The sequence below is a fragment of the Halogranum gelatinilyticum genome, assembly GCF_900103715.1.
GTDB lineage: Archaea > Halobacteriota > Halobacteria > Halobacteriales > Haloferacaceae > Halogranum > Halogranum gelatinilyticum.
Map to the genome: position 1 here is coordinate 429195 of NZ_FNHL01000002.1, position 26133 is coordinate 455327.

Below are 26133 nucleotides of genomic sequence, written 5' to 3' on the forward strand. Positions count from 1 at the left end.
CACCGGCTTCTTGTCCCACCGACACCTCTCTCCGAGTATGCGCGCACGCGACATAATGAAAACCGAAGTCGAGACCGTCAGCCCCGACGACGACGTGAGCGACGTCCTCGGGCGGTTGGCGAAAGCACAGTTCAACGGCTTTCCGGTCCTCGACGACGACGGAGGTGTCGTCGGCATCGTCACCCAGCAGGACCTCGTCGGGTTGTTTCAGACCAAAGACCGGACGCTGTGGATTCCCATCGGCTTCCCGCCGTTCATGGAGACGCTGACCTACGCCGTCGACGTGTCGTGGAAGGACCTCGACATGGGCGTCGACGTGCTGAAGAACGCCGGGCGGCCCATCAGCGAGGTGATGACGACGGATGTCGTCACCGTCGCCCCCGACGACGACTTCGACCGGATTCTGGACCTCCTAGCCGACGACGAGCGCGACATCAACCGGTTGCCGGTCGTCGACGACGGGCAGTTGGTCGGCATCATCGCCCGCCAGGACGTCCTGCGGGCACTGCGTGACGAACGTCGCGCACAGTAGCCGTCCTTCGTCTCGTCACCGAGAACGAAACCTTGAGGCCACCCCCACGACGAGCGTCTACGTGACCCGTTATCGGAACGTCCTGTTGTTCGCCGTGCTCGCCGCGCTCTGGGGATCGGCGTTCATGGCCATCAAGGCTGGCCTGCTCGCCGGGATTCCGCCGGTGCTCTTTGCGGCCGTCCGCTACGACATCGCGGGCGTCATCATGCTCGCCTACGCCCTCGTCGTCCTCGACGACCCCCTGCCACGCGGCCGAGGACAGTGGGCACTCGTCACCGTCGGCTCCGTCCTGCTCATCGCAGCCTACCACGCGCTCCTCTTTATCGGTGAGACGGACCCGAACGTCAACAGTGCTGCCGCTGCCGTCATCGTCAGCCTCTCGCCCGTCTTGACGACCGGGTTCGCCCGCGGTCTCCTGCCGAAGGAGCGGCTGAACGCGGCGGGCGTCGTCGGTCTCCTGCTCGGCTTGGTCGGCGTCGCCGTCCTCGCGGATCTCGACCCGGGGAACCTGCTGGCGGGCGGTGTCGTCGCGAAGCTACTCGTCCTCGGGGCGACGGCGTCGTTCGCGCTGGGCAGTGTGCTCACGCGCCGTATCGACGCCGAGATGCCCATCGAGTCGATGGAGGCGTGGTCGATGCTCGGCGGCGCGCTGTTGATGCATCTCCTGAGTCTCGGGCTCGGCGAGTCGCCCGCGGCCGTCGCGTGGTTCTCGTTCGACGTCCTCTGGTCGCTCACCTATCTGTCGGTGGGTGCCAGTGCGGTCGGCTTTCTCATCTACTTCGACCTGCTCGACCGGCTCGGCCCGATTCAGATCAACCTCGTCTCGTACGTCGCGCCCGTGTTTGCGGCGCTCAGCGGCTGGGTCGTCCTCAACGAAGAGCCGACGGTTGCCACGTTCGGCGGGTTCGTTCTCATCTTCCTCGGCTTTCTCCTGCTCAAGCGCGACGCGATCCGCGACGCGCTCGTTCGGCGTGGAACGGTCTCGTCCTAGTCGTCCTATTCGCTCTAGTCGTTCTAGTCGTCCTAGTCGTCCTGGTCCTCCTGCCTGTCTTAGTCGTCTTAGTCGCCACCGTCTGCACGCTCAACCTCGACGACTTCACCGACCATGCGCCAGCCGTCGTCGTCGGGGGCCTTGCGGCCGACGATGACTGCCGACTCGTCTTCGGTCGTCGTCAGCCGGTAGTCGGCGTCGTCGGCATCGCACGTTCCCTCGCCTTGGAACTCCGTCTGGAACCACTGCGTACTCGACAGCTGGTAGACCGCCGAGCTGCCGTCGTCGAGGGTGAGCCGGACGGGGTTCGGACTGATGTTGTGAATCCGCTTCGCGAGACGGTTGAGCTCTGCCATGTGGGAGGGGACGGCCGTCGAGAGGATAAAACCGGACGACTGCGTGCTGGTGATTCGAGAGCCGCGGGCGGGTCGGAACCGGGGGTAGGTGCGGCGTGCCGGGAGGTAGCCAGTATATAGCTATCACCGGAGGGGGCCTCTCTCCGGTCACGCACCCCGAATCCGGTTGCGTACCGATTCGCCTCTCTCCCGTGTCGGTTGACGTATTCGGGCCGTGCGTGACCAACGGAGCATTGTGATGCATCCGGCCTGCTGCGGGTGTGACTTCCGGCCACCACCACGGTGGCCGGTCACCCCGACTTCGGATGCCACCTCCGATACCGTTTTCGTACGACATCTCTCGCGACCGTGGTTGCTCTCCGAGCCTCCGCCCGTCCGACGCGGACAGCGTTGCCGTGGATTCCCTGAGCCGACGACCGCCCACCGTATTGGCTCGTTATGGCCGTCTCTCCGGCAATCCATGACATCTTTTAGCACGATACAGAGAAAAAGACTTAGAAGCGAGAATAAACGTTCTTATCTGATTTAATCGTCTCGTAAAACGTCTGGGCGACTATATTTCCGGCGTAAAACACGGCGAAACGGATCGAAGGCTCACCTGGGTATATCCCCCCCGACGTCCATGGTGGAGATACAGAGGTTCCCACAAATGTCAAACTCCTCCACGCAACTCACGGACTCGGTGTCCCGCTTCACCACCACCTTCCCGGTCGAGCGCGGCCGGAAGATGCTCGCCGCGCCCATCCGGTTCGTCGGCTTCTGGGCGGCGGTCTCGCTGCCGTTCCTCTACCTCCCGCTGTTGGCGGGTGGACTCGAATCCAGCGAGCTGTCCGTGTTCGCAGGCCTGCTCCTGCTCAATCTGGTCGCGTTCGTCGTCGGCCACGAGCACCGTCGGTGACACGCCCACGACCACGATCACGGACGCAGACGGCCCTCCACCGCTGTTCTCTCCCCCTCTCTTCGCTCCACCCGACCTGCTTCACCTGCTTCACTCTCCGCTGATACCACCGACGTCCGTCTCACAACCGTTAGGTGTCGTCGTCGTCAACCGGGCGTATGAGCGACACTGACTTCGACGCCGACGAGTGGGCGGAGAGACTGGAGGCGAACCGGGCGGAAAAAGACGAGTTCTTCGCGGAGCATCCACAGTCACCGATCCCGCCGGGCGAACGCGAATCGTTCGACGGGCTGTCGTACTTCGACCCCGACGCGGAGTACCGTGTGGAGGCGACCGTAGCAGTCGTCGACGACCCCGAAGCCGACCCGGTCGAGATGGAGACCTCTGCCGGGCCGAACGTCCGGTATCTCCGCGTCGCCCGGTTCACCTTCGAGATCGGTGACACCGAACAGACGCTCACCGCGTACCAGCAGGAGCCGGGCAGTGGCGAACCGCTCTTCGTCCCGTTCCGCGACAAGACGACGGGGCAACAGACCTACAAAGACGGTCGGTATATCGAGTTCGAGACCGACCGTACTCTCGACGACGGCGATACGTTCACGCTCGACTTCAACCTAGCTTACAGCCCCTTCTGTGCGTACAGCGAGACGTTCGCCTGCCCGCTGCCACCCGAAGAGAACTGGCTCGACGTGGTGATTCCGGCGGGCGAACGGTTCGAGGGATAGCTGGGGGGAACCGAGACTGTCGAGGAGTCAAGTCCACCGCTCGGTCTGTCTCCGCCGATTCGTGAGCCTTGGTAGCATGAAACAAGCGAATTCGGCCGAAAAGCGAAATTCATTATGTAACCCACACCCAATAGCCCGTAGAGACATGGACTTCACAAAGAAAGGGCTCGTCGGCATCGTCCTGATGGTCGTCGGCACGCTTGCGTTCATTCCCGGCCTCTTCCCCGGAGCAACCACGCTCGAATCGGTACTGCTCGTCCCCGCAGCCGCCGCATTGACCTACGGAACCTACCTCGTCGGGACCGAGGGTCAGGGTCGCCCGGTCTGATTTCGGGGGAGACGTCCGCCGATTGGTGACGGTTGACACCATGAATACGAATCACACGATTCGACTAACAATCTAACATTATTCTCCAGGCAGTTGGTCACTCGCCACGTATTAGGTCGGGATAGGTGTGTAAGGACACAATTTAAGGTGCTTGCGTCATAGTATTGCTATATGACCACCGTCGCTCCGAATCCCGCGCCCCGCACTGTCACCATCGACCGGAAGATGAACCGCTACGGCACGCTCACCGTCCACGTCGCCGAAGAGAACGAGACGCGTCACATCGTCGAATACACCTCGGACGACCTCGAAGAGACGCTCCGCGAACTGCCGAAGGGCGCGTCGGTACCGCTCGTCACGGAACCCATCGGCACCCGCGGCAACGCCTGGCGCGCGCTCTCGTTCGGTCGGTAATCGCGTCCTCTCTCCCTCTCTCTTTCGCCTTCCTCCACTCGTTCATCTCGGAGCGATGTCGACGCCCGCTCGTCGGCTGTGGCTCGTTCGCCGTCTCCGACTCGCTCGTTGTCTGCGGTTCACTCGTTACTCGTTACTCATAGCTTGTTGCTCCTTCGTCGACTGTGACCGTCGCGGTCTCCGTCACCGTCGGGCCGTCGGCACAGTCGACCGTAACCGGCACCTCGTAGTCGCCGGCGGACGGTGTTGGTCCGTCCGTGACTTCGACGACCAGTTCGTCACGCCGACGGAGTGTGGTCTCGGGAGCAAACGAAACCCGGAGCGTCGTCCCGGCCACGTCGGCCGTCTCGACGTCGATCTCGTCTCTCGTCTCGGGTCCTTCCAGTGCAGCCGTCACCGATGGCTCGCCGAGTGAGTCTCCGGCCGCCGCGACCGCCCCGAAGTCGACTGCGAGCGACGCGATCTTGCCCGTCACACGCTCCCGAGACGAGACGGACGCCGTGTAGGTCGTCTCGCCTGTCGGAGTCGCGTCGGCTGTGACGGTGACTACCGGGTCCTTCTCGCGCCCCCACGCGGCGAGGGGCAACAACGAGGCGAGAAGCGACTCTCTGTAGAGCGCGACGACGGCTCCCAGCGAGACGAGAGAGACGGATGTGACGACCGCGGTGGGCGATGCCGAGAACCCGTCGTCGTCACTTCCTTCGGGGGTGACCGTACGGTCACCGTCTTCGCCCCCCGTAGATGTCGCGTTCCGAGCCGTCTCCGTCGGCTCTCGGCTGTCGGTGGTCGGAGAGGCCGTCGAATCCGGTGAATCTGTCGTCGACGTGTCTACTGACGTCGGGGTCGACGTCGGGGTCGAAGTCGTTGTTGGTGTCGACGTCGTTGTTGCTGTCGGTTCGGGGGTCGGTGTCGTTGTTGCAGTCGGTTCGGGAGTCGCCGTCGACCCACTCACTGACATCCCTGGCTCCGTCGGGGTCGGCGTCGGCGTGGAAGTCGTCGTAGCCGTCGCTGTCGGTGTCGATGTTGAAGTCGTCGTGGTCGTGGTTGTCGGAGTCGGCGTCGACGTGGATGTCGTCGTAGTCGTCGTTGTGGCCGTCGGAGTCGGCGTTGGCGTTGAAGTGGCCGTCGCAGTCGACGTGGCTGTCGCTGTCGCCGTGGAGGATGTCGTAGTAGTCGCAGTCGTCGTCGATGTGGAGGTCGCCGTAGTCGTAGCTGTCGCAGTCGTCGTCGACGTGGAGGCTGTCGTAGTCGTTGGAGTCGGCGTCGGCGTCGAAGTGGCCGTGGCCGTCGCAGTCGGTGTCTCACTCACGACGCGGAGTGTCGCCGTCGCGGGCTCGTTCGCGCTGGCGGGGTTGATGACCAGCCTGACAAGATACTCTCCCGTCGAGGCCGGATTAGTGACGCCGTCGAGGACGAGGACGATTTCGTCGCCGCTGGTCATCCCATAATTACCGCCGAGCGTGATCTCCAGCGTGTGCGCGGCGGTTTGAATGCTACTGACGTCGCCACGGACACTGACATCTGTGGCCGCTCCGGGTGCGTCGTCGCCACGGTCGATACCGAACGTGACGATGTCGGGGCGGCCGACGTCGGCGACGTCGGACTGGTCGTAGGCGACCTCGAAGCCGGTCAGTGAGCTGCCTGCGGCGTCGCCGTCGACGGTTACCGTCGCCGTGTGCTCGGCTTCGGAGCCGGCTGTGTCGGGGGATGCGACGACGGAGGGCGTGGTCGCGGAGTCGACACCGACCGAGAAGGCTGCGAGGACGACGAGCGTACAGACGGCCAGACAGACCAGTAGCGGCAGGTCTGTGTCTCTCATGTATTGCTCTGTTCCGGCTGGGTGAAATCCCCTGTGGCCGATACCGGCAACGCCGTCCGGAGCGCGTCGCAGCCTTATGCAGTTCGGCCGCGTAGAAGAGGCGATGAGCGTCACCACCGACGAACACACACGGATTCGACGGCTGTGGGTCACACTCGGAGCCGTCTGCGCCCTCCTGCTTCTCGCCGTCGTCTACTCCTTTATCGGAACGTTCGTCTTCGGCGTCTTCGTCTACTACGCGGTCCGGCCCATCTACCGACGGCTCCGCGGGCGCGTCGCCTCGCCGACGCTCGCTGCCTTCCTCGCGATGTTCCTCCTCGTGCTCCCCGCGCTGGTCATCGTCGTGGCGACGCTCTCGGTCGCCGTCGAAGAGCTTTCGCGGTTCCTCCAGAGCCGTCAACTCGACGGTCTCCAAGCACAGCTCGCCCCCTCCCTCAACGCCCTGGTGACGGACGTCGACCTCGAGGCGTTGCTTTCGGGGTCTCTCGACACCGCGACGCTCCTCCAGTCGCTCTCGGTCGCGAGCCAGTCTATCTCGTTCGTCGGTCTCGGCGCGCTCCACCTGTTCGTCATCCTGGCAGTCGCGTTCTACCTCCTCCGCGACGGCCCCCGACTCGCCGCGCTGTGTCACCAGTGCGTCCCCGATGCGACTTTCAGCGCGTACGCACACGCGGTCGACCGCGACCTCAAGAACGTCTACTTCGGCAACATCGCCAACGCCGTCTTCACGGGGACCATCGGTGCCATCACCTACACGCTGCTCAACACCGTCGCGCTTGACGGGTTGGCGATTCCCTACCCCGCGCTCCTCGGACTCCTGACCGGCGTCGCCAGTCTCATCCCCGTCGTCGGCATGAAACTCGTCTATATCCCGGTCGCGCTCTACCTCGCCGGTCTCGCCGTCGTCAGAGGCCAGACCGAAGCCCTGTGGTTCGTCGTCACCTTCGCCCTGCTCTCGCTCGTCGTCGTCGATACCATCCCCGACATTGTGCTCAGACCGTTCGTCTCCGGCGGGACGCTCCACAGCGGGACGCTCATGCTGACGTACATCTTCGGCTCGCTGCTCTTCGGCTGGTACGGCATCTTCCTCGCGCCGTTGCTCTTGGTCGTCGTCGTCGAGTTCGTCCGGGTCGTGCTACCGACGCTGTACGAGTCGTGGGGGGAACCGGTCGACGTCGGCCAGACGAGTCTCCTCGAACCCGCGTGGACAGAGAGAGGGGGAGAGACGGGGCTGGAGAGTGCCGACGGCGGCTCCGAAACCCACTGAGCGGGCGTTGTGTGGATAAGCGTGCGAATAGTTTTCCCTTGAGACGACGACATTTTATCATGGAACGGCGGAAACTCCTCCTCTCCGGTACTGCACTCATCGCTGCGTTAGCGGGATGCTCGTCGTCGGGGGGAGACCCCCTCCCGACAACGACGACCACCGCGGAACCCACGGCGACGCCGACTGCGACGCCGACTCCCGAAGAACCGACCGCGGAGCCGACGCCGACCGATACCCCGGAGCCGACCGACACGGCCGAACCCACGGAGGAGCCGACGCCAGCCGGTTCAGAGGCCGCCGCTGCGTCAATCGAGGGCGCGAGACAGGACCTTCGGGAGGCCCACGAGATATACGTCAGGCGTTCGGACGAGAGCGACCCGAGTCTCCTCGACATCGACGCCACGTTCGGCTTCCACTTTCCCAGTGTGACGAACGTCGTCCGGAAGGCAGAACGGAAGCTCAACAGGGCCGAGAGGGAGGGGTCTCGGGCACAGCGGACGACGGTGTCGAAGCTCCGTGGGGTGGCTCTCTTCCTGTCGACGGCGGCGAGAGCACAGGCGAACGTCGGGAGGGCGTACGAGGAGTTCGCCGACGGCGCGGACGACCTGATCAGCGGCAGCGACGCCGACGCCGAGATACCAGCAATCGAATCCGAGCTACAGGAGCTGGACGCCCATCTGACCACGCTCAACGAGCAGTCTCGGGCGAGTGATTTCGACGCGTTCGACGCCATCTCCGGGTCGGTGATGCGGCGGAAGATCGAACAGTTCGAGCGGGAACGAAGCTCGCTACAGCTCTTCGTGACGCTCTTCGCCGACTTCCAGGAGGGGATCGAGCAGTACGAGGACGCCGAATCCGAGTACCACGACGGGGACGACGACGACGCGGTGGCGATTGCGAGAGGAGTCAGCGACCTGTTCGAGGGAATCGTCGACGAGATCGACGAGGCTGAGTTGGCAGACTCGGTCGCGGACGTCGCAGACGCAGTCCGCACGGAGGCCGAAAACTGGGTCACCAGGGCGGACGACCTCGCCGACGAGGCGGCCGCCTGAGCCGACACATGGTCTGAAACCGCGAGCAACGCGGTTCGAGAGACTGACGACTCGGGGGCGTAGAGAAGTCGAAAAGTGCCCGGGGTGGGCTCCGAACCCACGATCTCCGCATGTCCCAGGTCCGAGGCTCGGCAGTCCTCTATGGGACGGAGGCTTCCAAGGCGGTTACCGCACCGAAGCTCGTTTGCCGCGTCGGCGAGGCCGACGCAACGAACCCTATGAGTGCGGCGCTATGTCCAGCTAAGCCACCCGGGCTCACCCTTACGTACCGCGATGATACTCTTTAAGCTTCTCATATCGCCCGCCATCGCCAGCTGCTCACACAGCTGACTCTCCCTTTCGCTCCGGGTCGGCACCCCTCGGTTTTATCTCCCCACACCGGCTCTCACCTGGCATGAGCCTACCGGAACTCGTCCAATCACAGCTGGGCGACGAGTCCGTCGCCGCCCGCGTCACGCTCGGTGGCGAGGACGAGCTGTTCGTCACACCGACGCGAACGCTCATCTACCGTGCGGAGGGACTGCTGTCGGACGAATCCGTCGAGGAATACGGCCACGACGCCGAACGGCTGCTCGTCTCGGAGGGTCGTCGCAAGTCGAAGATCACCCTCGACTACGGTCTCGACGGCGAGGAAACCTTCGCGGTTCCCTCGAAGCGACTGTCGGACGCCCTCCATCCCGTCCTCGCGGGGATTCTCAACGCTGCAGGCATCACCGACCCTGGCGAGACGGTGAAACACACCTTCCAGTTCAGCGAGCTGACGCTCGTCATCACCAGCGCGCGCGTCGTCAAACATATCGGCAATGCCGTCTGGGACGAGGACTTCGAGGAGTTCCACTACGACGACGTGACCGACCTCGACTTCGAGGACGGCAGCGTCGCGACGACAGTCGTCCTTACGACCGGCGACCGCCAAGAGCGGTTCAAGACGCCGAACGAGAACGCCCGCGCCGTCCGCGAGGGGCTGACCGAGGCCCTGCTCGCGCACTACGACGTCGCCAGCTTAGAGGAGTTCCGCGTCACCGCCACGCCCGACGAGGACGAGGAACCGCCCGAACGCGACAACGTCGACTTCGGCGACGGTCCCGACCCGCTCAGTGCGAACCCCGGCGAACTGTCGGAGGCACCGAAGAACGCGACGCGGACCGACGAGGAGCCGACCGGGAACGGTGCGGATGCGGACCTCGACTCGCCCGCGGCCGTGGCGGAGTCGCTCGAACAGCCCGCGGGGACGGCCACTGGCGCGGAAGCGGCCACCGCCTCCGACGGCACGGACGAGACAGGCGGCTTCGACGGCTCGGGCTTCGAATCGGCCGTCGAGCAGGACGGCCGCGTTGCCGACGAGCTCGCAGCGCTCACCGAGGCGGTCGAACAGCAGAACCGCGAACTGCGAAAACAGCGCGAGACGATGACTCAACTCATCGAAGAGCTGCGACAGGGTCGTTAGGACTCCCGCCCAGTCACCTTCCGGATACACGACGAGCCGAACGGTCCCAACTCTCCCGACTCGAATTTGATGAAGTGGCCCGTCGACAGCCCACAGCCACAGCGCCGACACTCGAAGTCGCCCTCTTTCGTGACGACCTGACTCTCGAAGCGGACGAACGTCCCGCCGCGTCGCGTCCGGAGTCGCCCGTCCTCGCGTTCGAGGATGCCGCGTTTCTCGGCCTCGTCGAGGACCGTCCGGGTCAGCGTCGGGTTCGTCGTCACCGTCTCGATGCGGTCGACGGCCTCGGCGATGCTCAGCTCGTCGAGTTCTAAATGTGCGAGCAGGTCGAGCGCGAGTTCGACCTTCGCCGCCGAGTCGTCGGGGTCCGCTGTCACGGTCGGCGATATTCCCGCGGCGCGCTTAACGATTGCGCGACGGCGGAGTGTCACGGCTGGTGGCTCGGGTCGACAACGGGGCCGACTCGGAGGCACAAAGCGTTTGCCGCGGCGTGACAGAGTGGAGGTATGAACCGACGGACACGGCTGGCACTGGGTGTCGGTACCCTGCTGGTCGTCGCCGTCGCCGCCCTCCTCACGTCGCCCGCAGCGGTCCTCGAACGGCTGTCATGGCTCGCGGCCAACCCCCTGCTGTTCGCGGCCGTCCTTCTCGGCGTCTCGGTCGTCCGGCCGTTTCTCGCCTGGCCGACGACGCTCTTGGCCGTGGCCGCGGGATACGGCTTCGGGCTGGTCGGTGGGACCGCCTTCGCGCTCCTGTTGATGACCGTCACCGCGCTCCCGCCGTTCCTCCTCGCTCGTCGCGCACGCGGCTCGGGTGCCGGACGGCTGACTGCGGCCTCCGAGGGCTTCGTCCGGCGCACGGGCGACTTCCGGAGCGTCGCCGCGAGCCGCTTCCTCCCGGCACCTTCGGACGTCGTCTCCGTCGCCGCTGGCGTTGCCAACGTCGCTGTCGGTCCGTTCCTCCTCGGAACCGCTGTCGGCGAACTGCCGTGGGCCGTCGCGGGCGTCCTCGTCGGCTCGTCCCTCGACGGCCTCTCGGCCGGTTCGCTGGCGGCCGTCGTCGACACGCGTCTCGTCCTCGCAATCGCGGTGCTCGGGGTGCTCGGTCTCGCTGGCCCGGTCTACCGCCACGTCGTCGCCGACGGGGCTGGCGACGGCGACTCGGCGAGTCAGCGGCTGTAAGTGACTGACACGCTCGGGCAAGGGATTTTAAACGGGACCGTGTCCGTCGAAGTATGTTCCCCGAAGTCGTCGAGACAGAGCGTCTCAGGTTGGAGCGGTTCAGCCGCGAGACGGTCGACACTCTCGACCTCTACGAGTACACCGCGAAGGCGGACAGCATCGAAGAGGAGACGCAGTACGTCACTTGGGACCCGCACACCACGCCGAAGGAGACGTGGGACTTCCTGACGGGGATGGAAGAGGCGTGGGACGACCGGGAGAACGCGACGTACGCGATCTTCCCGAAGGCGGGCGAGGACGGCGCGGGCGAGTTCGCCGGAAACACTGGCTTCGACATCGACTGGGAGAAGCGCAAAGCCACCCTCGGAATCTGGCTCCGCAAGCCCTTCTGGGGGCGTGGCTACTCAGGTGAGCGCGCCGGAGCGCTCTTCCAACTCGCGTTCGACCGGCTGGACCTCGAAGTCGTCGACGTCGGCCACGTTCCGGACAACGACAAGTCGCGGCGAGCAATCGAGAAATATATCGACAGCTACGGTGGCCGTCACGACGGCATCCTCCGCAACTGGCAGTTGACGGCCGACGGCGACCCGGTCGACCTCGAACTCTACTCGGTCTCCCAAACGGAGTGGCGCGAAGTCGTCGGCGACGAGCGCGAGGCGACGTTTCTCGAGGAGAGGGACGATGAGTGACCTCTTTCCGACCTACGTCGAGAGCGAGCGGCTCCGATACGACCCACTGCACGAGTCCATCGACGCGCTCGACCTCTACGACTACCACCGAAGCGGCGAACTGGACGCCGTGCTGCAACCCCTCGGCGAGACGCCGCACGCGACGCCGAAGGAGACGTGGGACGAATTGGACGGGGTACGCGAGCGCTGGGACGAGGGTAAGAAGGCCAGTTACGCCATCACGCGGAAGGAGGACGGCGGCGGAGCGGAGGGCGAGTTCGTCGGCGTCGCCGAACTCTGGATGGAGTGGGATTACTCTCGAACGTCGCTCGGGACGTGGATTCGCAAGCCCTTCTGGGGCCGTGGCTACGCGGGCGAGCGGGCGGGAGCGATGCTCGTCGTCGCCTTCGAGTGTCTCGATCTGGCCCTCGTCGACGTCGGCCACGAACCCGGCAACGAACAGTCGCGACGAGCTATCGAGAAATACGTCCAGCAGTACGGCGGCCAACACGACGCGTCGGTTCGCAACTGGCTCCCGCCAGGTGATTCGGGGGGACCGCGCGACCTCGAACGCTACAGCATCTCGCAGAAACAGTGGCGCGCGAACGTCGGCGACGACGAGTTGGCGAGCGTCGTCGTCGAGCGATAGTCCGGACGACGTTGTAACCCGGACGACGTTACTCGTCGGACGCGCCCGGAACCGCACCGGCGACGACCTCGCCGCCCTTCAGGACGGCCGTCGGATTGTTGAGCAGCGTCAGGTCGTCGGTCACGTCGCCCTCGACGAGGAGCAGGTCGGCGTAGGTTCCCGCTTCGAGGGTCCCCGAGCCGTCCAGGCCGACGACCGCGGCGGCCGTCTCGGTCATCGCGCGGATGGCTTCGGCGGGGGCCATCCCGTAGTTAGCCATGAACTCGACCTCGGAGGCGTTCGCGCCGTGGTAGTTGAACGGCGTCCCGGCGTCGGTGCCTCCGGCGATACGGACCCCTGCGTCGAGTGCTTTCTCGAACGACTGGATGTGCCGCTCGTAGACGTGGCGGGTCTTTCGCGCGCTCTCCTCGGTCGCCATCTCCATGTTGCGGACGATGTAGTACGGCGCGGAGAGCGTCGGGACGAGCGTCACGTCGTGCTCCAAGAACAGTTCGACGGCCTCGTCGTCAAGGAAGGTGCCGTGTTCGACGGTGTCGACTCCGGCTCGAATCGCGGCTTTCGCCCCCTCGGCACCGTGGACGTGGGTCGCCGCGTGGACGCCTTGGCGGTGGGCCTCGTCGACGAGCGCGTCGATTTCGGCGTAGGTCATCGCGACCGCGTCCGGGTCGGTCCCGGGCGTCGTCACCCCGCCGGTCGTCATGAACTTGATGAACTCCGCCCCCCGTTTGGTCTGCTCGCGGACCGCCCGGCGGGCGTCGTTCGGGCCGGTGATCTCCCGGCCGAGATGGTGGCCGTGGCCCCCGGTGATGGTGATCGAGCGGCAGTTGGCGACCGTCCGCGGGCCGGGAATATCCCCCGCCTCGATGGCGTCTCTGACGTGCGGGTCGACGTCGCGGGCACCCATCGCCCGGACGCCGGTGATACCGGCTTCGAGCGTCTTGCGGGCGTTGCGAGCCTCGGCGAGCGCGAGTTCGGCGTCCGTCATGCCGACGACGTCTTCGACACTGCGCTCGCCGGAGAGCGAGTAGTGGATGTGGGCGTCGACGAGTCCCGGCAGAACAGAGTAGCCCGGCAGAGAGACAGCAGGCCCGTCCGCAGCAGCAGTCACGTCGTCGGCGTCGCCGACGGCCGTAATCGTTCCCGACTCCGTGTCGACGGCGACCGCACCCCTGTGTGCCTCGCCGCCGTCGACCAGCGTCACGTCACGGAGAATCATGGTCGCGTTTTCCACCGCGCGGGCTTGAATCTGTCCGAACGCCCCGAGACGTGTCGGCGAGACGGCCAACGCTTATTTCCACCTGCGCCGACCAACATGAAACATGGCACGCACCGGCAACTCACTCGGCAAGCGGCTCGGAACGGGTGCTGTCGGCGGTATCGCATCGTACGTCGCAGGCTATCTCGTCGTCTACCTGCTGACGGCCAGTGACATCCAGAACTCCTTCGTCGGTCGGCTGTTGGACGCCACCACCGAAGGTTCGGCAGCCTGGAAGGTCGTCGGCTGGGTGTTCTACAACGGCCACTTCGTCAACACGAACGTCCCCGGCATCTTCGGCGGTACGTCCTCCGTGAACCTCATCGCCGAGGTCGACGCGTTCTCGGCGATCATCTACGTCGTCCCGCCGGTCATGCTCCTGCTCGCAGGACTCGCGGCGGCGTGGGTCGCCGACGGTGACGGCCCGGTCGAGGGCGCGAAGACCGGCGCGGGCGTCGCGGTCGGCTACGCCGTCCTCGCCGTCGTCGGGACGTTCCTCTTCGCCATCAGCACGGGCGACGCCGCAATCGCCCCGGACACGGTGACCGGCATCCTCCTCGCCGGACTCGTCTATCCGCTCGTCTTCGGCGCGGTCGGTGGCGCGCTCTCGGGCGTCGTCGGCGACAGCGAGAGCGGGGCAGTCACTGCGTAGAAAACTAACTCAGAGGTCGCGGGCGACTAGCTCGCCCCAGTGTTCGAAGCCGTAGCGGTCGTAGAACGCCTGCGCCCGGTCGTTTTCTCTATCCACGTCGAGTACCAGCCGGTCCAGCGGTAGCTCCATGTCGCGAGCGAGTGCCAATGCCGACTCCATCAGGTCGTCGGCGACGCCGGTCCCGCGGTAGTCGGGCGCGACGTAGACCTCGTTAAGCACGGCTGCATCCCAGATGAACGCCATCGAGGCGGGCAGCACGAAGACGTAGCCGACGAGTTGGCCTTCCTCCCCACCGTCGTCCACCGCGACGGTGACACACCGCTCGTCGTCGGCGACACAGTCGTCGACCCACGCGAGCCACTTCGACCGATACTCGTCGGTCAGCTTCGCCTCGTATTTCGCCTGCTTCTCCTCGCCCCCGGTGCCCGCCCCAAGTCCGAGTTCGAAGCCGCGCTTCAGTTGCCAGAGATCCTCGGCATCGGCGGTGGTGTACGGTCGAACGTCCATGCTCGCTGTTCGACGACAGCCAGTTTCAGTGGTTCGACTCCGACGACCAAAAGAGCCAATACCGAGCCGTGAGCCGAGTCGGCCGTGTCCCTCCGACCCGCCCTCTCGGCCCTCCTCGACCTCGTCCTCGCCACCTTCGGCTACTTCATCGTCCTGTTCGGTCCGGCCGCGGTGGTCGCGTCAGTCACGATGCCACCCGCCCCGTCTGCGCAACGGCCCGTCCTCGCCGTCGTCGGCGTCGCCGCACTCGCGGCCGCCGTGTGGCACGTCCGCGCCGGGAAGTCGCTCGCGCCGCTCGGCGAGTTCTTCTTCACGGTGATGGCACTGCAGGTGCTCTCGATGGTTCCCTTGATTCCGGCCTTTTACCTGTTGCGCTGGCAAGGCGTGTCGGTCGAGCTTCCGACAGAGCTCGGTGCTCTGTACGTCCTCGCGGTCTACGGCGTCACGTACGTCCACGTCTACCGTGACGGCTGGGAGCGACTCAAGACGCGCGTCGCCGGGTCGTAGTCGGATCGCTCGCTCAACTACGGTAGAACTCCCAGAGCCGACTTCCCATCACGACCCCGCCCAGTGTGATGAGCATCAGCTGCCAGCCTGCCATTGCCAAGGGGAAGACGCGCTCGACGGGACCCTGCTCCGCGCCGTGCTGGGGGTCGACGCCGGTCGAGTAGTGGAGCGTCTCGGTCGTCGGCCGTGGCTCGGCCGGCGCGAGGTCGACGAACGTCTGGACGAAGCCCCGCTGGTTCGAGAGCAGTGCCCGCCCGTTGACGGTGTAGAAGCTGTCGTGCAACGGGTAGAAGGCGTTGACGCCGTTGGTGAAGAGGTCCGGAAAGATGCCGCCGAAGGTCAGCCCCGCGACCGCGACCCACGCGACGCGCACCCCGTGGTCGCCCCAGCGACGGCGGAGGAACGAGGCGTCGCCACGGAGGCGGCTGTCGTAGCCGACGAGCGCGACGAGCAGGAGCGGCAAGAGGAGCGTGTGAAAGAGCGAGCGGTGCGCACCCCCGAGATAGAGCCCGACGAACGCATCCGAGTCGATGAACGCGGCGGCGAAGAGAACGACGGCGAGTGCCCGTGGGGTGAACTCCTCGCGCAGGAGGGCGACCCCGACCAGCCCGGCGACGGCGACGTGGACGAGGGTGGACGGCATATCTCGCCCTTCGTCCCCGTGGATTTGAACCCTTCCCTCGTTTGGACCATCCGCTCGGACAGTCGAGAACCCGAGACAGTTCGGCGTCTGTCGAACCCCGTTTTCGATGCGCTTTTGCACCGCTGGCGACAGGACTGTGACATGGACCACCACGTCGACACGACGGGAGGGGTACGCGCGTGACCGCGACGCCGCGCGAGGACCTCGCCCAGCGCGTCGCTGGCGAGATTACCCTCAGCGACGACCCCGGCGCGACCCTGCGGAAGTGGCGAACCGATTTCGACGTCTCACAGACCGAGTTGGCGGGACAGTTGGACGTCTCCTCCTCAGTGGTCTCGGACTACGAGAGCGGCCGCCGCGAGAGTCCCGGTATCGGCGTCGTCAGCCGTATCGTCGACGCACTGCTCGACATCGACGAATCCCGTGGCGGCGGCCGCATCCGCCAGTACGCGCGCGTCCTCTCGGCCGGCTTCGAGAGCGACATCGTCCACGACCTCCGGGAGTATCCGACGAGCGTCCCGATGGACCGCCTCTACGACGCGATGGACGCGACAGAACTCGTCGAAGGCGACAACGACTACGTCAGCGGCCACACCGTCATCAACAGCATCCAGGCCATCACGCGCCTGTCGAGCGACGAGTTCTACCGCCTCTACGGCCAGAGCACGAACCGCGCGCTCGTCTTCACCGGCGTCACGCGCGGGGAGTCGCCACTCGTCGCGATGCGCGTCGTCAACCCGACGCCGAACGCGGTCGTCCTGCACGGCGTCACGGAAGACGACCTCTGGGAACACGCGCCGGCACTTGCGACCATCGACGGCTTCTCGCTCGCGGTCTCGACACGCGACCTCGACGATATGCTCGACGACCTGCGGGAACTCCCCTGACAGAATAGTCGCCGCGACCTGTGGGTCGTCGTCTACGCCTCCGACCCAGCACTGCACTTCTCTACGCCGTCTGCGCGACCGTCGTCTTCACCTTCCGATAGCCCTCGTAGACCCCGGCGAGCAGCCCGCCGACGACCGACCCGACCGCGATGACGAGTGCGGAAACGATGGCGAAGCCGACGACGAGGTCCACGAGCGACGTGTTGACCGACCCGGTACCAAGCGGGCTGACCCCGAGCACGACGGCGACTGTGAGGAGCAGGGCTTCGACCGCGAGGACGCGAGCGACGACCGGGTGGCCCCGTGCGGCGCGTCTGAGCGCGTCCCGTCCCGTCTCGAGTAGCCCGTCTTCAGCGGTCTCGGTCACTGTCGTGTCTCGTCCCGTCGAGTAACTCATTGTCACCCGTCCGTTTCGCTGTCAGTCACTAAAGCGGACAGCAGGACTGCACGCCTCGAAGCGTCGCCGACAGCCATCCGGGTGGATGCTGTGCGCTCGGCACGGACGCGTGCCGTTCGAATCCCGAGGTCGGCTTCACGGACTGAAGTCGCCGCGAACGCGGTCGAGTGGCCAGCTCTCACCGGTGTCTTCATTGAGTGAAGCGTGGCCGTCGCCGACGTGCTGGCCGGACTGCCTTTAGGGGTCGCGTGCGTCGGAGGGCGTGTGACCACCGAGTGGGAGGCCGGGACGCTGTTCGAACTTCTCGGCGACGAACTGGCGCGGAAGATACTCGCGTTGACCAGCGTCGAGCGGCTGTCGGCCGACGCCATCAGCGACCGCTGTGACTCCTCGCAGCCGACCGTCTACCGACGGCTCGACGAACTGCAGGACTACGACCTGCTCGAAGAGTACACCGAGTACGACGCCGACGGCAACCACTACCAGACCTACGGCTGTCGACTCGACGAGGTCGCCGTCGGTATCGAGGAGGGGACGTTCACCGTCGACGTCCGGCTCAGACGGGAGCTCGTCGACGACGAGACACTGGACGCGGTCGGCGACGCGGCTCCCACCGGGAAGTCGGTCGAGAAAAACAGTCCGTCGGCGGCAGGTGGCGACGGAGACGCCGGTGGGCGGTGACTGTCCCGGCTGTACGGACCCCCCGATTCGAGCTTAGTACGTCAGGTCGAGGTTGCCGGTCGTCCGCATGTCGTGGTACGCGTAGGCGACCAGGAAGCCCGCGAGCACGGTGAAGAACGGGACGTAGCCGTTGGGCATGTTCTGATTGTAGACGAACGCGTGGCCAGCCAAGGCGAGAGCGGCAACGGAACCGAGCAACAGCTTCCACTCGCCCAGCACGTCTCTGGCAACCGTCGCCATGCTGGCACTGCGGATGCCGTCGAACTCCGAGTCGTTGTCGATATCGGTACTCTCGTCGTCGACCTCGGCGGGAGCGGTATCCAGCGGCATGGTGATTCCACCTACCTCACCGTTGCGCCCGAAGACTGGTAAAAAACCGTGAGAGTTTGCAGCGAGTGAAGTCGGCGAGACGTCGCGGGAAGCGGGCGTCGTCGCGGTACGTGATCGAACCTCGCCGCGTCCAACGTCGCTCGCGCGCGACGAGTCGGAGGAGTGCGGCTTCTCGTTATTGCGCGATTTCTCGGTTATTCGATGTACTCGTAGTTGCGCTCGCCCATGCGGCCCCACCCCGAGAAGACGAACTCGTTTTCGGGGGCGGTGAACTCCTCGACGTCGGTCTCCTTCTCGTGGTCGTGGACGTCGTGGACGAGTTCGTACTCGTCGAAGCCCAGGTCGTAGCGTGCGGCGAGCTGCTCGTCGATGTTGAGCTGTTCGAGCTCCTCTTCCCAGCCCTCGACGACGGTCTCGGCGTGGATCTCCGCCTGCGCGCCGGAGCCGTAGGAGCCGACGAGCAGTCGGTCGCCCGCGAGGTCGCGGTCGGACTCCAGGGCGTTCTTCAGCGCGGCGGTGCGGGCGATGTGGACCGAGCCGGTGTACCAGTTGCCGACCTGTCGCGAGAGCGACAGCGTCGGGTCGATGGTCCGACCGTACCAGTCGCGGTACTTTTCGGTTCCTTTGAGCTCGTCCATGTAGGCGCGGACGGCCTCCTCGTAGTCCTCCCAGCTCTCGAACTCCGCTTCGCGGGGCTGACGGCCGATCTCCTCGGCGAGTTCGTCCTCGACTTCGGTGTCACGGATCATGTGCCGGTAGCCGAGCAGGCCCGCCTTGCGGACCATGCCGGGGAACGGGGTGTGGAACGGGATGTACGCGAAGTCGTCGGGATGGGTCTTGCCCGCGACGCTCTCGAAGTCTTCGAGCGCCTCGCGCATCCGAGCCAGATAGACCTGCATCGAGCGCTTGCCGTCGACCGACGGGAACTGCTGGTTCGGCTTCAGAAAGTCCGTCTCGTCGGCACTGCCGTAGCCCTGTTCGGTCGAGAGTTCGACGACCGAGGGGTCCTCGGAGATGAGCATCGCGACGGCACCGGCACCCTGCGTCGCCTCGCCCGGGTCACCGCGCTCGTAGAGTGCCGTGTCGGTGGCGATGACGAGTGCCGAGCGGCCACGGTGTCGGCCCGCCTTGATCCAGTTGTAGGCGTCGTCGATGGACTGCGTCCCGGCGACGCAGGCGAACTTCCGCTCGCCCTTGTTGGCGTGGTGGAAGTTGTCCTCGAATACCTGTTCGAGACAGCCCGCGATGTACGTCGAGACGGGCTTGGAGTTGTCGAAGGAGGACTCCGTCGCGACGTCGATGCGGCCGATGTCCTGCGGGGACAGCCCCTTGCGGTCCATCAGTCGCTTGGCGGCGTTGGCACCCATCGTGACGATGTCCTCGTAGACGTCGGGGAACGACGAGTTCTCCAGGCCGAGACCCTTTCGGTACTTGTCGGGGTCCTCTCCCTTCTTCTCGGCGAAGGTGTTCGGCAGGTCCAGTTTGAGCTTCCCGGTCCAGATCTCGATGGCGTCGATGCCGACGGCAGTCATGGCTATCTGTTATAATCACGCGCTATTTGGGTTTGTCGATGGGATGTTCGTCAGCTGTCGAACTCTCGGGGCTACGACGAGTCGGGCGACGTCACGGTGTCGTAGACGACGGAGTTCGTGGGATCGTGGACGAGGAGGATGCGGACCTCGGTATCGGGGTCGAAATCGCTGCCCGACGCGTCGTCGCGGGCGGCCGAGACGTCGACCGACCACGTCTCACCGGGGCCGAAACTGTCGGGGGTCGACCCCGACAACGAGCCTTCTGACCAATCGATTCCTGTGTCAGCCCCGTTTGCGCGGACGACCACCCGCAGGTTGGCGGTGTCGACGATGTCGCCGCCGTCGTGCGTCAGCCGGATTTCTTCGGCGGTGACGTGGCTGTCGACGTTCGTCGTGGGGCCGGGGTTCTGGTCGATGCTCCCGAGGTAGTAGACACCGAACGTGGAGATCGCGAGCGTGACGACGCCGACGAGGAGGATGACGCCGATGGTTTCGGATTGGGCGCGGGAGTTCACGGTTACGAGGCTACGAGCCGCTGATAGTAGACGTACAGATTCTTGTTGTCATTCGACTTAGTGTAGACGACGTACAACTGCCCGTTGTTCTGCACAGAGTTCGTCGCTTGCGTGTTGAGCGAAATCGACGTGGTTGCCGTCGAACCCGTGGGAGTGAGCGACTGGCTCTGAAGCACCGTGCCAGACGAATCCACGATTTGGAGTGTCGCCGCCTTGGCTCCATTCTCATAACCGTGTCTCACTTCAAGCTCGTAGGTCGTGGCACTCGTGTCGACACCGTTCGTCGCGACACCGATGCTCATTTCTTTGTTCTGACTGCCACCAGGCTGAAGTTGCGCATACTGATTGTTGTCGGTCTGCATCTGGCTGAACGCACTCATGATTCCCTGTGGATTGTTCGGTGGAATTGCTGCATCGCCTCCGTTTTGGTCATCGAACTGATCGGGGTACAACGTCTGTGGGCTGTTGCTTCCGCCAGTATCACGAACCGTCACCTGGACGGTGTCACTACTGGTTGCACCGTCGTTGTCCTCCACAGTGAGTTCGACAGTCACCGGTGTGTCGCTGCCGACGTTCGCACTCGACGCATCGAACACCGGAGTCGCCGTGTTCGCATCTCTGAGCGAGACGGAAGCACCGTTGTCGTCCGTGATTGTCCAACTGTAACTGCTGATACTGCCGTCAGGGTCCGAACTCCCGGTCCCGTCGAGTTCAACGGTTTGTCCCTCGTCAACGCCCGTGTTCGGGCCAGCATTCGCCGTCGGTCCCGTGTTACCTCCGCCGCCACCGCCGCCACCCGCTGTCACCTCGATGAGGCGACTGTACGTGTCGAACTCTCCACCGCTGTCTTCCACAGTCAGATTGACCGCATAGGTACCAGCACTGCTGTAGGTATGGCTCGGCTGTGCGCCGGTAGCAGTGGTGCCGTCACCGAACTCCCACGAGTACGAGCGGCTGTCCGTGTCGTCGTCGGTAGTACTCGTCGCGTCGAAGCTGATAGTCTCACTCGATGCCGGTGACGACGGACTGTAACTGAAGTCCGCGTTGATCGGTTCGTCAGTGTCCGTCGGTGCGACGAAGTACGTCGCTGCATCATCATTGTCGTACAGGACGGTGAAGACGAAGAAGTCGCCCTCTTGGACGTCGTACTCGCCGTTGCGGTTTTGGTCGGTGAAGAACCGAAGCGAGAGCGAGTTTTCGTTGTCTCCTTCGACGATTTCGAAGACGTCCTTGAACGCACCTCTAATGTTCAGTGTAGCTTCGCCGTTGTTGAACTCTGCAGTCGTCGGCGGACTGGTTCCGGCTTGTCCCTGGCTGTCCTCGTAGTAGAAGTTGAGTCGAACCTCGTCGATGATGCGGCGCTCGTCGCCCGTGTTCTCCAACGTGACTAAGACTTGGTTCGTATCGGCGATAACAGCTCCTTTCTGTGTGACTGAACCGGGGTCTCCGGGGTTGATGTTGCTGCCACCGTTGCCCCCGCTTCCAGAGTCGTTCGAGTCCTCGACACGTAGAGAGACAGTCACCTTCTCCTCGTCAATCGAGCCGAACCCGACTTCTACTTCCGCTGTTTGCTCGCCGTCGACGTCGTCCGGGGCCGTGTATTCGACGACGACCTGTCCATCGCTGTTCGTCTCGCTAGCACCGGCGAAAGCGACACTGTCGTTACCAGCCTGTGCACTGTTGGTGATCGTCGGTGAGTTCAGTTCGACGCCGCTGAGAGGGTTGTTGAACTGGTCGCGGACTTCGACGACGAACTGTCGGGTCGTCCCCTCTGGAACGACTTGTTCATCGCCACTGACCGTGGTCGCGTAGGCTGGCTCCGGTTCGTCGACGCCGGTCCCGACACCGACCTTCGCGAGGTTGAGGTTGTACTGGTATCCCGGCTCGAAGACGATTTCAACTGCGTTCCCCCCCGTCGGATTCACTTCAGCGACGTACTTGTCCGGGTCGTCGGGCGTGCTCGGGTCGTCGTACTCGTCTGCAAGAAGCGTGTTCTGCCAAACACTCGCATCGAGTGACGTCGGGACGAGGACCGTCACGGGGTCACCGTCGCCTTCGACTGTCACTGTCCGCTGAGAGACGCTTTTCGGCCGAACGTCGACGGCGACAGCACCCAACTGCGACCGTGAGAGTTCACCGTCGATGGCGACGAGGCTGATGGTCCGTCCGTCGACGACTGACTGCTGAGACTGAGCGATGGTCGTCCCGCCGTCGAACTCGTTATAGAGGACGCTCCCTTCGTAGACCGTTGTCGGTGCGTTCTGGTAGACGTTGTAGCTCGGGCTGTATCTGACCGACGTGGTGGTAAACCCCTGTGAAGCACCGTCCCAGTAATCAGACGTCTCGTCGTCGAGTGCCCGGGCGTTCTGTATCTCGACGTCACTGTTGGTGCCGGTCTGCAACGTCCCCGTCGGCGGCGGCGGATTGATGAACAGCGCGCGCTCGGGATACTGAGTCCCGAGGCGGACTGCGACCGACTGCGTCAACCCCACGCCACCCGCGCGAGTGACTGCCGAGCGGAACGACTGCATATCCTCTTGGACGACCTGGTTGTGCTGGAACTCTACCTGTTCGTTCTCGTTGGGAACGACCGTCGTCTGGAAGATAGAAAGCGAAATGACCAGAATACCGAGTAGCAACACCGCCCCGACCTGCACGGTGACGGCACGGTCGTCTCCACGTAATCGCATTGACTCCTACAAGAGAGAGTACACTAAAAAGACTTGCTTGCCCGGCAGACAGTCCACGCGTCGAGGCTATTCGTCTTCTTCGACGACTTCGGGGTCGCTGAGCGCGCTCTGCAGCGAGTCGAGACCGTTGACCCACTCCGAGACGAGCCCGTACTCGATTTCCTCGACGAGAGCCATGTCGAGTTCCTCGCCGTCGATGATGCGCGTCCCGGCCTGCACGAGATAGCCGAGCGCGGCGTCGATGTCTTCTGCGGCCTCGGCGTCGGCGGCGGCGTGGACGTATTCGTCGACGCTGGCCTCCTCAGCGGGGCCGGCAGCGATGTACTCCTCGGCAGCGTAGAAGACGCAGACGAGACTCGTCTGGACGCCGTCGATGAGCATCCGTTTCTCCTCGTCCTCGAACTCGACTTCGGTGAGCACGATGTCGCGGACACCGGCGAGTTCCTCGACGGCGGCCTCCTGGTCGAGTTCGCCCTCGTCGTAGGCCGAGACGATCTTCGCCACGGCGATGGCGGCGTCGTCCTGCAGGTTGAGCAGGAGGCGTGCGGAGTCCTCGTTTTCTGGGTCGAGGTCCTCTTCCTCGACGCGGCTGAGCCAGTTCTGCCAGCGGTCGTTCGTGTAGAACGTCTCCTCAGGTTCGCTCATACCACCACCGACAGGAGCGGAACTCAAATGCCTTTCCTATCGGGTGAAGACCGGCCAGTTTATCTGTCGAGCGCGGCCCGCTTATCCGTCGAGCGTGGCCTGTGTGTCGATTCCATAGACCTGTGCCGGGGTTTCGACGTGGGCGACGGCGACGGCGTCGTCGTGGCCGTTCTCCTGGAGCCACTGGACACGACGGGGGACGGTCTTCGGACCCAGCACCGCACCCGGCCGGTCAGCGTCGTCGACGAAATCCGTCTCCATCAAGAACGGTGCGTCCTCTTCGAGTGCCACTTCGAGATACTCCTTCTCGCTCATCACGCTCGGCGTCCCCCCAACCAACCGACCCGTCGCGTAGTGCTTGACGACGCGCTCGCGCGGCACGTCGCGCGCGGCGGCCCACTGGGCGACGTCCGAGAGGTCCTGAGTCGTCTCGGTGTGCAGTTGGAGCGCGCAGTCACACTCCGCGGCCAAGTCGAGTCCGTGACGGAGCACGTCGTTCGAGGCCTCCCAGACGGCATCGGAGACGTCGTAGTGGGGTCGCCCGGATTTGAGCGCGAGCGCGTCGCCGTCGGCGACGTACTCCGCGGCCACGGAGAGACCGTCCTGCATCAGGTCGCGCGCCTCGTGCGGTTCGAAGCCTCGCTCGTCGGTGAGGCGGGTGACGAGACCGGGGTGGACTCCGAGGACGGGCCACGCACGCCCGCGGAGCACCTCACTCGCCTCTTCGACGAGTGCGATGGTCTCCTCGAACACGGCCCGAAAGTCCTCGCCCGTCTCGGCCTCGACGCCGAGATGCCACGAGGGTTTGTTGACGACGAGGAGATGCGTGCCGCCGAGGCGGTGGAAGTCTTTCACCGCCTCGATGCCCTGGTTCTCGCGGTCGAGATGGAGATGGTTGTCCAGTACGGGAGTCCCGAGGTCGTTCATACCCGCGCTTCGAGCGCGCCGACAAAAGAGTGGCCGGAATCTGCGCGCGAACGTTGAAATACGACGACGGGGCCAGACATCCCGTGACCTGACCGTCGCCACGGGGTGTCTCGCGGTCGTACGACACACCGCTCCGTGTGCTCTCTCGCCGGTGTCGTCTGTTCGTCTCTCTGCTACCAGTCGATGACTTCCTTGTCGCGCCAGAACTTGCCGCTGGGGCTGCCCGGCTTGAACCGACAGAGCCACGTCGGCGTCTCTGCGCCCTTCTCGACCGGGCGGTCCGCCTCCTCGCCACCCATGTCGGTCCGGACCCAGCCCGGACAGACCGAGTTGGCGATGAGCCCCTCGTCGGCGTATTCGCCGTGGAGGTACGCCGTTAGCCCGTTGATGCCCGTCTTCGAGATACGGTAGGACGGCGAGCCGCCGCTTTGGCCCTCTTCGAGCGCGCCCATGCCCGAGGAGAGGTTGACGATACGGCCACCCTCGTGCTGGAGGAGGTACGGCAGCGCGTACTTCGCGGTGAGCATTGGCCCGCGGACGTTCGTCATCATCGTGCGGTCGATGGTCGAGATCGGCTCGTCGACGAGGTCGTCGTCGAACTCGCCGATACCCGCGTTGTTGACCAGGATGTCGATACCGTTGGCCTCGTCGCCGATGTTCTCGACGGTGTCCTGGACTTCGCCCTGCTGGGTTACGTCGAGCAGTACCTTCTCCTGACGGTCGCCGACTTCGTGGTTCATACTCCGGACACCGGCGTAGACGATGACGCCGAGGTCGGTGAGGTTCTCGGCGATCTGCTTGCCGATGCCGCGGTTCGCGCCCGTCACGAGCGCGACCTGCCCGTCGAGGCGGTCGTAAAGCTCCGGTTCCATGGTCTCCCGTTGCCTGTCCCGCCGGAAATCAGTTTTCAAGCCGTCTCATGCCGTGTGAGCAACTGACAGACCGTCGTCGCGCTTTTGTCCTCGCCGAGATCAGGTCCGCCAATGGCCGCGATCTTCGTCGACGTGGACGGTACACTCGTCCAGTTCGACCGCTCGTTCGCTGAGATCTTCGCCGACGCATGCGACCGCGTCGGACTCGCCGTCGGCGACGAACACCAGCGGTACTACACCGAACGGTTCTTCGGGCACTTCGGCGCGTTCGCGGACGATCCGTATCTCAGTGCGTCCCGTGACCTGTGTGAGGCGTACGAACTCGACGTGACTCCACAGACGTTCCATGACGCACGACTCGCCGCGGAGTACGACGCGACGGTCGTCGCCGACGGCGTTCGCGAAGCACTCGGCGTGCTCTCTGACGACCACCGACTCGGCGTCCTCTCGAACGGCGTCGGCGACGTCCAACGCGAGAAACTCCGTCGGCACGACCTGCTCGAGTGCTTTGAGACGGTCGTCGTCTCCCACGACGTCGGTGCGATGAAACCCGACGCTCGCATCTTCGCCGAAGCTGAAGACAGACTGCCTGCCGACCGTCACGTCTACGTCGGCGATAGTGCCGACCACGACGTCGGCGGCGCGGTCGACGCTGGGTGGAACGCTGCTGTGCACGTCGTCGCCGACGAGGCCGACTGCTCGGATTGTCACGCCAGGGCCCACGTCACGCCCGACGAGTTCGACCGGCTCGCTACGCTCGTTTGAG

The 26133-nt window shown here is 64.8% G+C and carries 33 protein-coding genes and 1 tRNA gene; 19 read left to right on the plus strand and 15 right to left on the minus strand.

The window, feature by feature from the left end; genetic code table 11:
- Positions 1 to 37: 37 nt before the first annotated feature.
- Positions 38 to 532, plus strand: a complete 495-nt coding sequence (locus tag BLR57_RS08730; RefSeq protein WP_089696809.1) for a CBS domain-containing protein — start codon at positions 38 to 40, stop codon at positions 530 to 532.
- Positions 533 to 593: 61 nt separating this feature from the next.
- A complete protein-coding gene (locus BLR57_RS08735) occupies positions 594 to 1523 on the plus strand; it encodes a DMT family transporter (RefSeq protein WP_089696812.1) in 930 nt (309 codons plus the stop codon).
- Between the two features lie 68 nt (positions 1524 to 1591).
- Here the strand turns inward: BLR57_RS08735 and BLR57_RS08740 are convergent, their stop codons facing one another.
- Complete coding sequence (locus BLR57_RS08740) at positions 1592 to 1879, minus strand: DUF8072 family protein (protein WP_089696815.1); 288 nt, start codon at positions 1877 to 1879, stop codon at positions 1592 to 1594.
- A 649-nt stretch (positions 1880 to 2528) separates the two neighbouring features.
- On the opposite strand from BLR57_RS08740, the gene BLR57_RS08745 reads away from it, so the two are divergent.
- The 4 genes from BLR57_RS08745 (at position 2529) to BLR57_RS08760 (ending at position 4244) form a co-directional block, all read left to right on the plus strand.
- On the plus strand, positions 2529 to 2777 hold the full coding sequence (locus BLR57_RS08745) for a DUF8028 family protein (protein WP_089696817.1): 249 nt from the start codon (positions 2529 to 2531) through the stop codon (positions 2775 to 2777).
- 158 nt (positions 2778 to 2935) lie between these two features.
- Positions 2936 to 3502, plus strand: coding sequence for a DUF1684 domain-containing protein (locus BLR57_RS08750; protein ID WP_089696820.1), 567 nt, complete (start codon positions 2936 to 2938; stop codon positions 3500 to 3502).
- A 145-nt stretch (positions 3503 to 3647) separates the two neighbouring features.
- Positions 3648 to 3830 carry a DUF8178 family membrane protein gene (locus BLR57_RS08755; protein ID WP_089696823.1) on the plus strand — a complete coding sequence of 61 codons (183 nt, stop codon included), beginning with the start codon at positions 3648 to 3650 and terminating at the stop codon, positions 3828 to 3830.
- A gap of 171 nt (positions 3831 to 4001) precedes the next feature.
- Positions 4002 to 4244 carry a DUF7999 family protein gene (locus BLR57_RS08760; RefSeq protein WP_089696826.1) on the plus strand — a complete coding sequence of 81 codons (243 nt, stop codon included), beginning with the start codon at positions 4002 to 4004 and terminating at the stop codon, positions 4242 to 4244.
- A gap of 133 nt (positions 4245 to 4377) precedes the next feature.
- On the opposite strand, the gene BLR57_RS18900 is transcribed toward BLR57_RS08760, so the two are convergent.
- A complete protein-coding gene (locus BLR57_RS18900; RefSeq protein ID WP_139173303.1) occupies positions 4378 to 4830 on the minus strand; it encodes a hypothetical protein in 453 nt (150 codons plus the stop codon).
- 67 nt (positions 4831 to 4897) lie between these two features.
- On the opposite strand from BLR57_RS18900, the gene BLR57_RS19605 reads away from it, so the two are divergent.
- The 4 genes from BLR57_RS19605 to BLR57_RS08775 all read left to right on the plus strand — a co-directional run bounded on the left by BLR57_RS19605 (position 4898) and on the right by BLR57_RS08775 (position 8382).
- A complete protein-coding gene (locus BLR57_RS19605) occupies positions 4898 to 5692 on the plus strand; it encodes a hypothetical protein (protein WP_211603199.1) in 795 nt (264 codons plus the stop codon).
- A 38-nt stretch (positions 5693 to 5730) separates the two neighbouring features.
- On the plus strand, positions 5731 to 5880 hold the full coding sequence (locus BLR57_RS19350; RefSeq protein WP_170830594.1) for a hypothetical protein: 150 nt from the start codon (positions 5731 to 5733) through the stop codon (positions 5878 to 5880).
- Positions 5881 to 6166: 286 nt separating this feature from the next.
- The gene (locus tag BLR57_RS08770; protein ID WP_170830595.1) at positions 6167 to 7330 is read left to right on the plus strand and encodes an AI-2E family transporter; all 1164 of its coding nucleotides are present in this window, start codon (positions 6167 to 6169) and stop codon (positions 7328 to 7330) included.
- A gap of 59 nt (positions 7331 to 7389) precedes the next feature.
- Positions 7390 to 8382: a hypothetical protein gene (locus BLR57_RS08775; protein WP_089696833.1), complete on the plus strand. Its 993-nt coding sequence runs from the start codon at positions 7390 to 7392 to the stop codon at positions 8380 to 8382.
- Between the two features lie 76 nt (positions 8383 to 8458).
- Here the strand turns inward: BLR57_RS08775 and BLR57_RS19355 are convergent.
- A tRNA-Met gene (locus tag BLR57_RS19355) sits at positions 8459 to 8637 on the minus strand.
- Positions 8638 to 8776: 139 nt separating this feature from the next.
- On the opposite strand from BLR57_RS19355, the gene BLR57_RS08780 reads away from it, so the two are divergent.
- A complete protein-coding gene (locus BLR57_RS08780) occupies positions 8777 to 9829 on the plus strand; it encodes a DUF7115 domain-containing protein (RefSeq protein ID WP_089696835.1) in 1053 nt (350 codons plus the stop codon).
- Here BLR57_RS08780 and BLR57_RS08785 read toward each other — a convergent pair.
- Positions 9826 to 10206: a DUF5830 family protein gene (locus tag BLR57_RS08785; protein ID WP_089696838.1), complete on the minus strand. Its 381-nt coding sequence runs from the start codon at positions 10204 to 10206 to the stop codon at positions 9826 to 9828. The genes BLR57_RS08780 and BLR57_RS08785 overlap by 4 nt on opposite strands.
- A gap of 129 nt (positions 10207 to 10335) precedes the next feature.
- Here BLR57_RS08785 and BLR57_RS08790 point away from each other — a divergent pair, with 129 nt between their 5' ends.
- The 3 genes from BLR57_RS08790 to BLR57_RS08800 are packed head-to-tail and all read left to right on the plus strand — an operon-like array spanning position 10336 to position 12327.
- The gene (locus BLR57_RS08790) at positions 10336 to 11010 is read left to right on the plus strand and encodes a TVP38/TMEM64 family protein (protein WP_089696841.1); all 675 of its coding nucleotides are present in this window, start codon (positions 10336 to 10338) and stop codon (positions 11008 to 11010) included.
- A gap of 53 nt (positions 11011 to 11063) precedes the next feature.
- On the plus strand, positions 11064 to 11699 hold the full coding sequence (locus BLR57_RS08795; RefSeq protein WP_089696843.1) for a GNAT family N-acetyltransferase: 636 nt from the start codon (positions 11064 to 11066) through the stop codon (positions 11697 to 11699).
- Entirely contained in the window at positions 11692 to 12327 is a 636-nt protein-coding gene (locus BLR57_RS08800; RefSeq protein ID WP_089696846.1) for a GNAT family N-acetyltransferase, read from the plus strand. Before BLR57_RS08795 ends, BLR57_RS08800 begins: the two co-directional genes overlap by 8 nt.
- Positions 12328 to 12355: 28 nt before the next feature.
- Here the strand turns inward: BLR57_RS08800 and BLR57_RS08805 are convergent, their stop codons facing one another.
- Positions 12356 to 13543, minus strand: a complete 1188-nt coding sequence (locus tag BLR57_RS08805; protein WP_089696850.1) for a metal-dependent hydrolase family protein — start codon at positions 13541 to 13543, stop codon at positions 12356 to 12358.
- A gap of 103 nt (positions 13544 to 13646) precedes the next feature.
- Here BLR57_RS08805 and BLR57_RS08810 point away from each other — a divergent pair, with 103 nt between their 5' ends.
- Entirely contained in the window at positions 13647 to 14234 is a 588-nt protein-coding gene (locus tag BLR57_RS08810) for a DUF7978 family protein (protein ID WP_089696853.1), read from the plus strand.
- Between the two features lie 9 nt (positions 14235 to 14243).
- On the opposite strand, the gene BLR57_RS08815 is transcribed toward BLR57_RS08810, so the two are convergent.
- Complete coding sequence (locus BLR57_RS08815) at positions 14244 to 14741, minus strand: GNAT family N-acetyltransferase (RefSeq protein ID WP_089696856.1); 498 nt, start codon at positions 14739 to 14741, stop codon at positions 14244 to 14246.
- Positions 14742 to 14825: 84 nt separating this feature from the next.
- Here BLR57_RS08815 and BLR57_RS08820 point away from each other — a divergent pair, with 84 nt between their 5' ends.
- Positions 14826 to 15248 (plus strand): hypothetical protein, encoded by a 423-nt coding sequence (locus BLR57_RS08820; RefSeq protein WP_089696859.1) that lies wholly within the window; start codon positions 14826 to 14828, stop codon positions 15246 to 15248.
- A gap of 13 nt (positions 15249 to 15261) precedes the next feature.
- Here BLR57_RS08820 and BLR57_RS08825 read toward each other — a convergent pair whose 3' ends face one another.
- The gene (locus BLR57_RS08825) at positions 15262 to 15891 is read right to left on the minus strand and encodes a metal-dependent hydrolase (RefSeq protein WP_089696862.1); all 630 of its coding nucleotides are present in this window, start codon (positions 15889 to 15891) and stop codon (positions 15262 to 15264) included.
- A 179-nt stretch (positions 15892 to 16070) separates the two neighbouring features.
- Here BLR57_RS08825 and BLR57_RS08830 point away from each other — a divergent pair, with 179 nt between their 5' ends.
- Positions 16071 to 16778, plus strand: a complete 708-nt coding sequence (locus BLR57_RS08830) for a helix-turn-helix domain-containing protein (protein ID WP_089696865.1) — start codon at positions 16071 to 16073, stop codon at positions 16776 to 16778.
- Between the two features lie 61 nt (positions 16779 to 16839).
- Here the strand turns inward: BLR57_RS08830 and BLR57_RS08835 are convergent, their stop codons facing one another.
- The gene (locus BLR57_RS08835; RefSeq protein WP_089696867.1) at positions 16840 to 17175 is read right to left on the minus strand and encodes a hypothetical protein; all 336 of its coding nucleotides are present in this window, start codon (positions 17173 to 17175) and stop codon (positions 16840 to 16842) included.
- A 264-nt stretch (positions 17176 to 17439) separates the two neighbouring features.
- Here BLR57_RS08835 and BLR57_RS08840 point away from each other — a divergent pair, with 264 nt between their 5' ends.
- Complete coding sequence (locus BLR57_RS08840; RefSeq protein WP_089696870.1) at positions 17440 to 17856, plus strand: winged helix-turn-helix domain-containing protein; 417 nt, start codon at positions 17440 to 17442, stop codon at positions 17854 to 17856.
- A gap of 33 nt (positions 17857 to 17889) precedes the next feature.
- Here BLR57_RS08840 and BLR57_RS08845 read toward each other — a convergent pair whose 3' ends face one another.
- The 7 genes from BLR57_RS08845 to BLR57_RS08875 all read right to left on the minus strand — a co-directional run bounded on the left by BLR57_RS08845 (position 17890) and on the right by BLR57_RS08875 (position 25367).
- Positions 17890 to 18186 carry a hypothetical protein gene (locus tag BLR57_RS08845; protein WP_089696872.1) on the minus strand — a complete coding sequence of 99 codons (297 nt, stop codon included), beginning with the start codon at positions 18184 to 18186 and terminating at the stop codon, positions 17890 to 17892.
- Positions 18187 to 18380: 194 nt separating this feature from the next.
- On the minus strand, positions 18381 to 19718 hold the full coding sequence (gene hmgB / locus BLR57_RS08850) for a hydroxymethylglutaryl-CoA synthase (RefSeq protein WP_089696875.1): 1338 nt from the start codon (positions 19716 to 19718) through the stop codon (positions 18381 to 18383).
- Between the two features lie 71 nt (positions 19719 to 19789).
- Positions 19790 to 20233: a type IV pilin N-terminal domain-containing protein gene (locus BLR57_RS08855; RefSeq protein ID WP_089696878.1), complete on the minus strand. Its 444-nt coding sequence runs from the start codon at positions 20231 to 20233 to the stop codon at positions 19790 to 19792.
- 2 nt (positions 20234 to 20235) lie between these two features.
- Positions 20236 to 22923, minus strand: a complete 2688-nt coding sequence (locus tag BLR57_RS08860) for a PKD domain-containing protein (RefSeq protein ID WP_089696881.1) — start codon at positions 22921 to 22923, stop codon at positions 20236 to 20238.
- A 66-nt stretch (positions 22924 to 22989) separates the two neighbouring features.
- Entirely contained in the window at positions 22990 to 23568 is a 579-nt protein-coding gene (locus BLR57_RS08865; RefSeq protein WP_089696884.1) for a DUF2150 family protein, read from the minus strand.
- Between the two features lie 81 nt (positions 23569 to 23649).
- Positions 23650 to 24495 carry a TatD family hydrolase gene (locus BLR57_RS08870; protein ID WP_089696887.1) on the minus strand — a complete coding sequence of 282 codons (846 nt, stop codon included), beginning with the start codon at positions 24493 to 24495 and terminating at the stop codon, positions 23650 to 23652.
- Positions 24496 to 24668: 173 nt separating this feature from the next.
- The gene (locus tag BLR57_RS08875) at positions 24669 to 25367 is read right to left on the minus strand and encodes an SDR family NAD(P)-dependent oxidoreductase (protein WP_089696890.1); all 699 of its coding nucleotides are present in this window, start codon (positions 25365 to 25367) and stop codon (positions 24669 to 24671) included.
- A 111-nt stretch (positions 25368 to 25478) separates the two neighbouring features.
- On the opposite strand from BLR57_RS08875, the gene BLR57_RS08880 reads away from it, so the two are divergent.
- Positions 25479 to 26132 (plus strand): HAD family hydrolase, encoded by a 654-nt coding sequence (locus tag BLR57_RS08880; protein WP_089696893.1) that lies wholly within the window; start codon positions 25479 to 25481, stop codon positions 26130 to 26132.
- Position 26133: the final 1 nt, after the last annotated feature.

Excerpts from the sequence above, each read along its gene's own strand:
- BLR57_RS08775 (WP_089696833.1), top strand. The coding sequence starts at position 7,390 with ATGGAACGGCGGAAACTCCTCCTCTCCGGTACTGCACTCATCGCTGCG.
- BLR57_RS08745 (WP_089696817.1), top strand. The coding sequence starts at position 2,529 with ATGTCAAACTCCTCCACGCAACTCACGGACTCGGTGTCCCGCTTCACC.
- BLR57_RS08845 (WP_089696872.1), bottom strand. The coding sequence starts at position 18,186 with ATGCCGCTGGATACCGCTCCCGCCGAGGTCGACGACGAGAGTACCGAT.
- BLR57_RS08790 (WP_089696841.1), top strand. The coding sequence starts at position 10,336 with ATGAACCGACGGACACGGCTGGCACTGGGTGTCGGTACCCTGCTGGTC.
- BLR57_RS08760 (WP_089696826.1), top strand. The coding sequence starts at position 4,002 with ATGACCACCGTCGCTCCGAATCCCGCGCCCCGCACTGTCACCATCGAC.
- BLR57_RS08780 (WP_089696835.1), top strand. The coding sequence starts at position 8,777 with ATGAGCCTACCGGAACTCGTCCAATCACAGCTGGGCGACGAGTCCGTC.
- BLR57_RS08825 (WP_089696862.1), bottom strand. The coding sequence starts at position 15,891 with ATGCCGTCCACCCTCGTCCACGTCGCCGTCGCCGGGCTGGTCGGGGTC.
- BLR57_RS08795 (WP_089696843.1), top strand. The coding sequence starts at position 11,064 with ATGTTCCCCGAAGTCGTCGAGACAGAGCGTCTCAGGTTGGAGCGGTTC.
- BLR57_RS08750 (WP_089696820.1), top strand. The coding sequence starts at position 2,936 with ATGAGCGACACTGACTTCGACGCCGACGAGTGGGCGGAGAGACTGGAG.
- BLR57_RS08875 (WP_089696890.1), bottom strand. The coding sequence starts at position 25,367 with ATGGAACCGGAGCTTTACGACCGCCTCGACGGGCAGGTCGCGCTCGTG.
- BLR57_RS08815 (WP_089696856.1), bottom strand. The coding sequence starts at position 14,741 with ATGGACGTTCGACCGTACACCACCGCCGATGCCGAGGATCTCTGGCAA.
- BLR57_RS08805 (WP_089696850.1), bottom strand. The coding sequence starts at position 13,543 with ATGATTCTCCGTGACGTGACGCTGGTCGACGGCGGCGAGGCACACAGG.
- BLR57_RS08755 (WP_089696823.1), top strand. The coding sequence starts at position 3,648 with ATGGACTTCACAAAGAAAGGGCTCGTCGGCATCGTCCTGATGGTCGTC.
- BLR57_RS08880 (WP_089696893.1), top strand. The coding sequence starts at position 25,479 with ATGGCCGCGATCTTCGTCGACGTGGACGGTACACTCGTCCAGTTCGAC.
- BLR57_RS08835 (WP_089696867.1), bottom strand. The coding sequence starts at position 17,175 with ATGAGTTACTCGACGGGACGAGACACGACAGTGACCGAGACCGCTGAA.
- BLR57_RS08810 (WP_089696853.1), top strand. The coding sequence starts at position 13,647 with ATGGCACGCACCGGCAACTCACTCGGCAAGCGGCTCGGAACGGGTGCT.
- BLR57_RS08865 (WP_089696884.1), bottom strand. The coding sequence starts at position 23,568 with ATGAGCGAACCTGAGGAGACGTTCTACACGAACGACCGCTGGCAGAAC.
- BLR57_RS08770 (WP_170830595.1), top strand. The coding sequence starts at position 6,167 with ATGAGCGTCACCACCGACGAACACACACGGATTCGACGGCTGTGGGTC.
- BLR57_RS08870 (WP_089696887.1), bottom strand. The coding sequence starts at position 24,495 with ATGAACGACCTCGGGACTCCCGTACTGGACAACCATCTCCATCTCGAC.
- BLR57_RS08860 (WP_089696881.1), bottom strand. The coding sequence starts at position 22,923 with ATGCGATTACGTGGAGACGACCGTGCCGTCACCGTGCAGGTCGGGGCG.
- hmgB (WP_089696875.1), bottom strand. The coding sequence starts at position 19,718 with ATGACTGCCGTCGGCATCGACGCCATCGAGATCTGGACCGGGAAGCTC.
- BLR57_RS08740 (WP_089696815.1), bottom strand. The coding sequence starts at position 1,879 with ATGGCAGAGCTCAACCGTCTCGCGAAGCGGATTCACAACATCAGTCCG.
- BLR57_RS08800 (WP_089696846.1), top strand. The coding sequence starts at position 11,692 with ATGAGTGACCTCTTTCCGACCTACGTCGAGAGCGAGCGGCTCCGATAC.
- BLR57_RS08730 (WP_089696809.1), top strand. The coding sequence starts at position 38 with ATGCGCGCACGCGACATAATGAAAACCGAAGTCGAGACCGTCAGCCCC.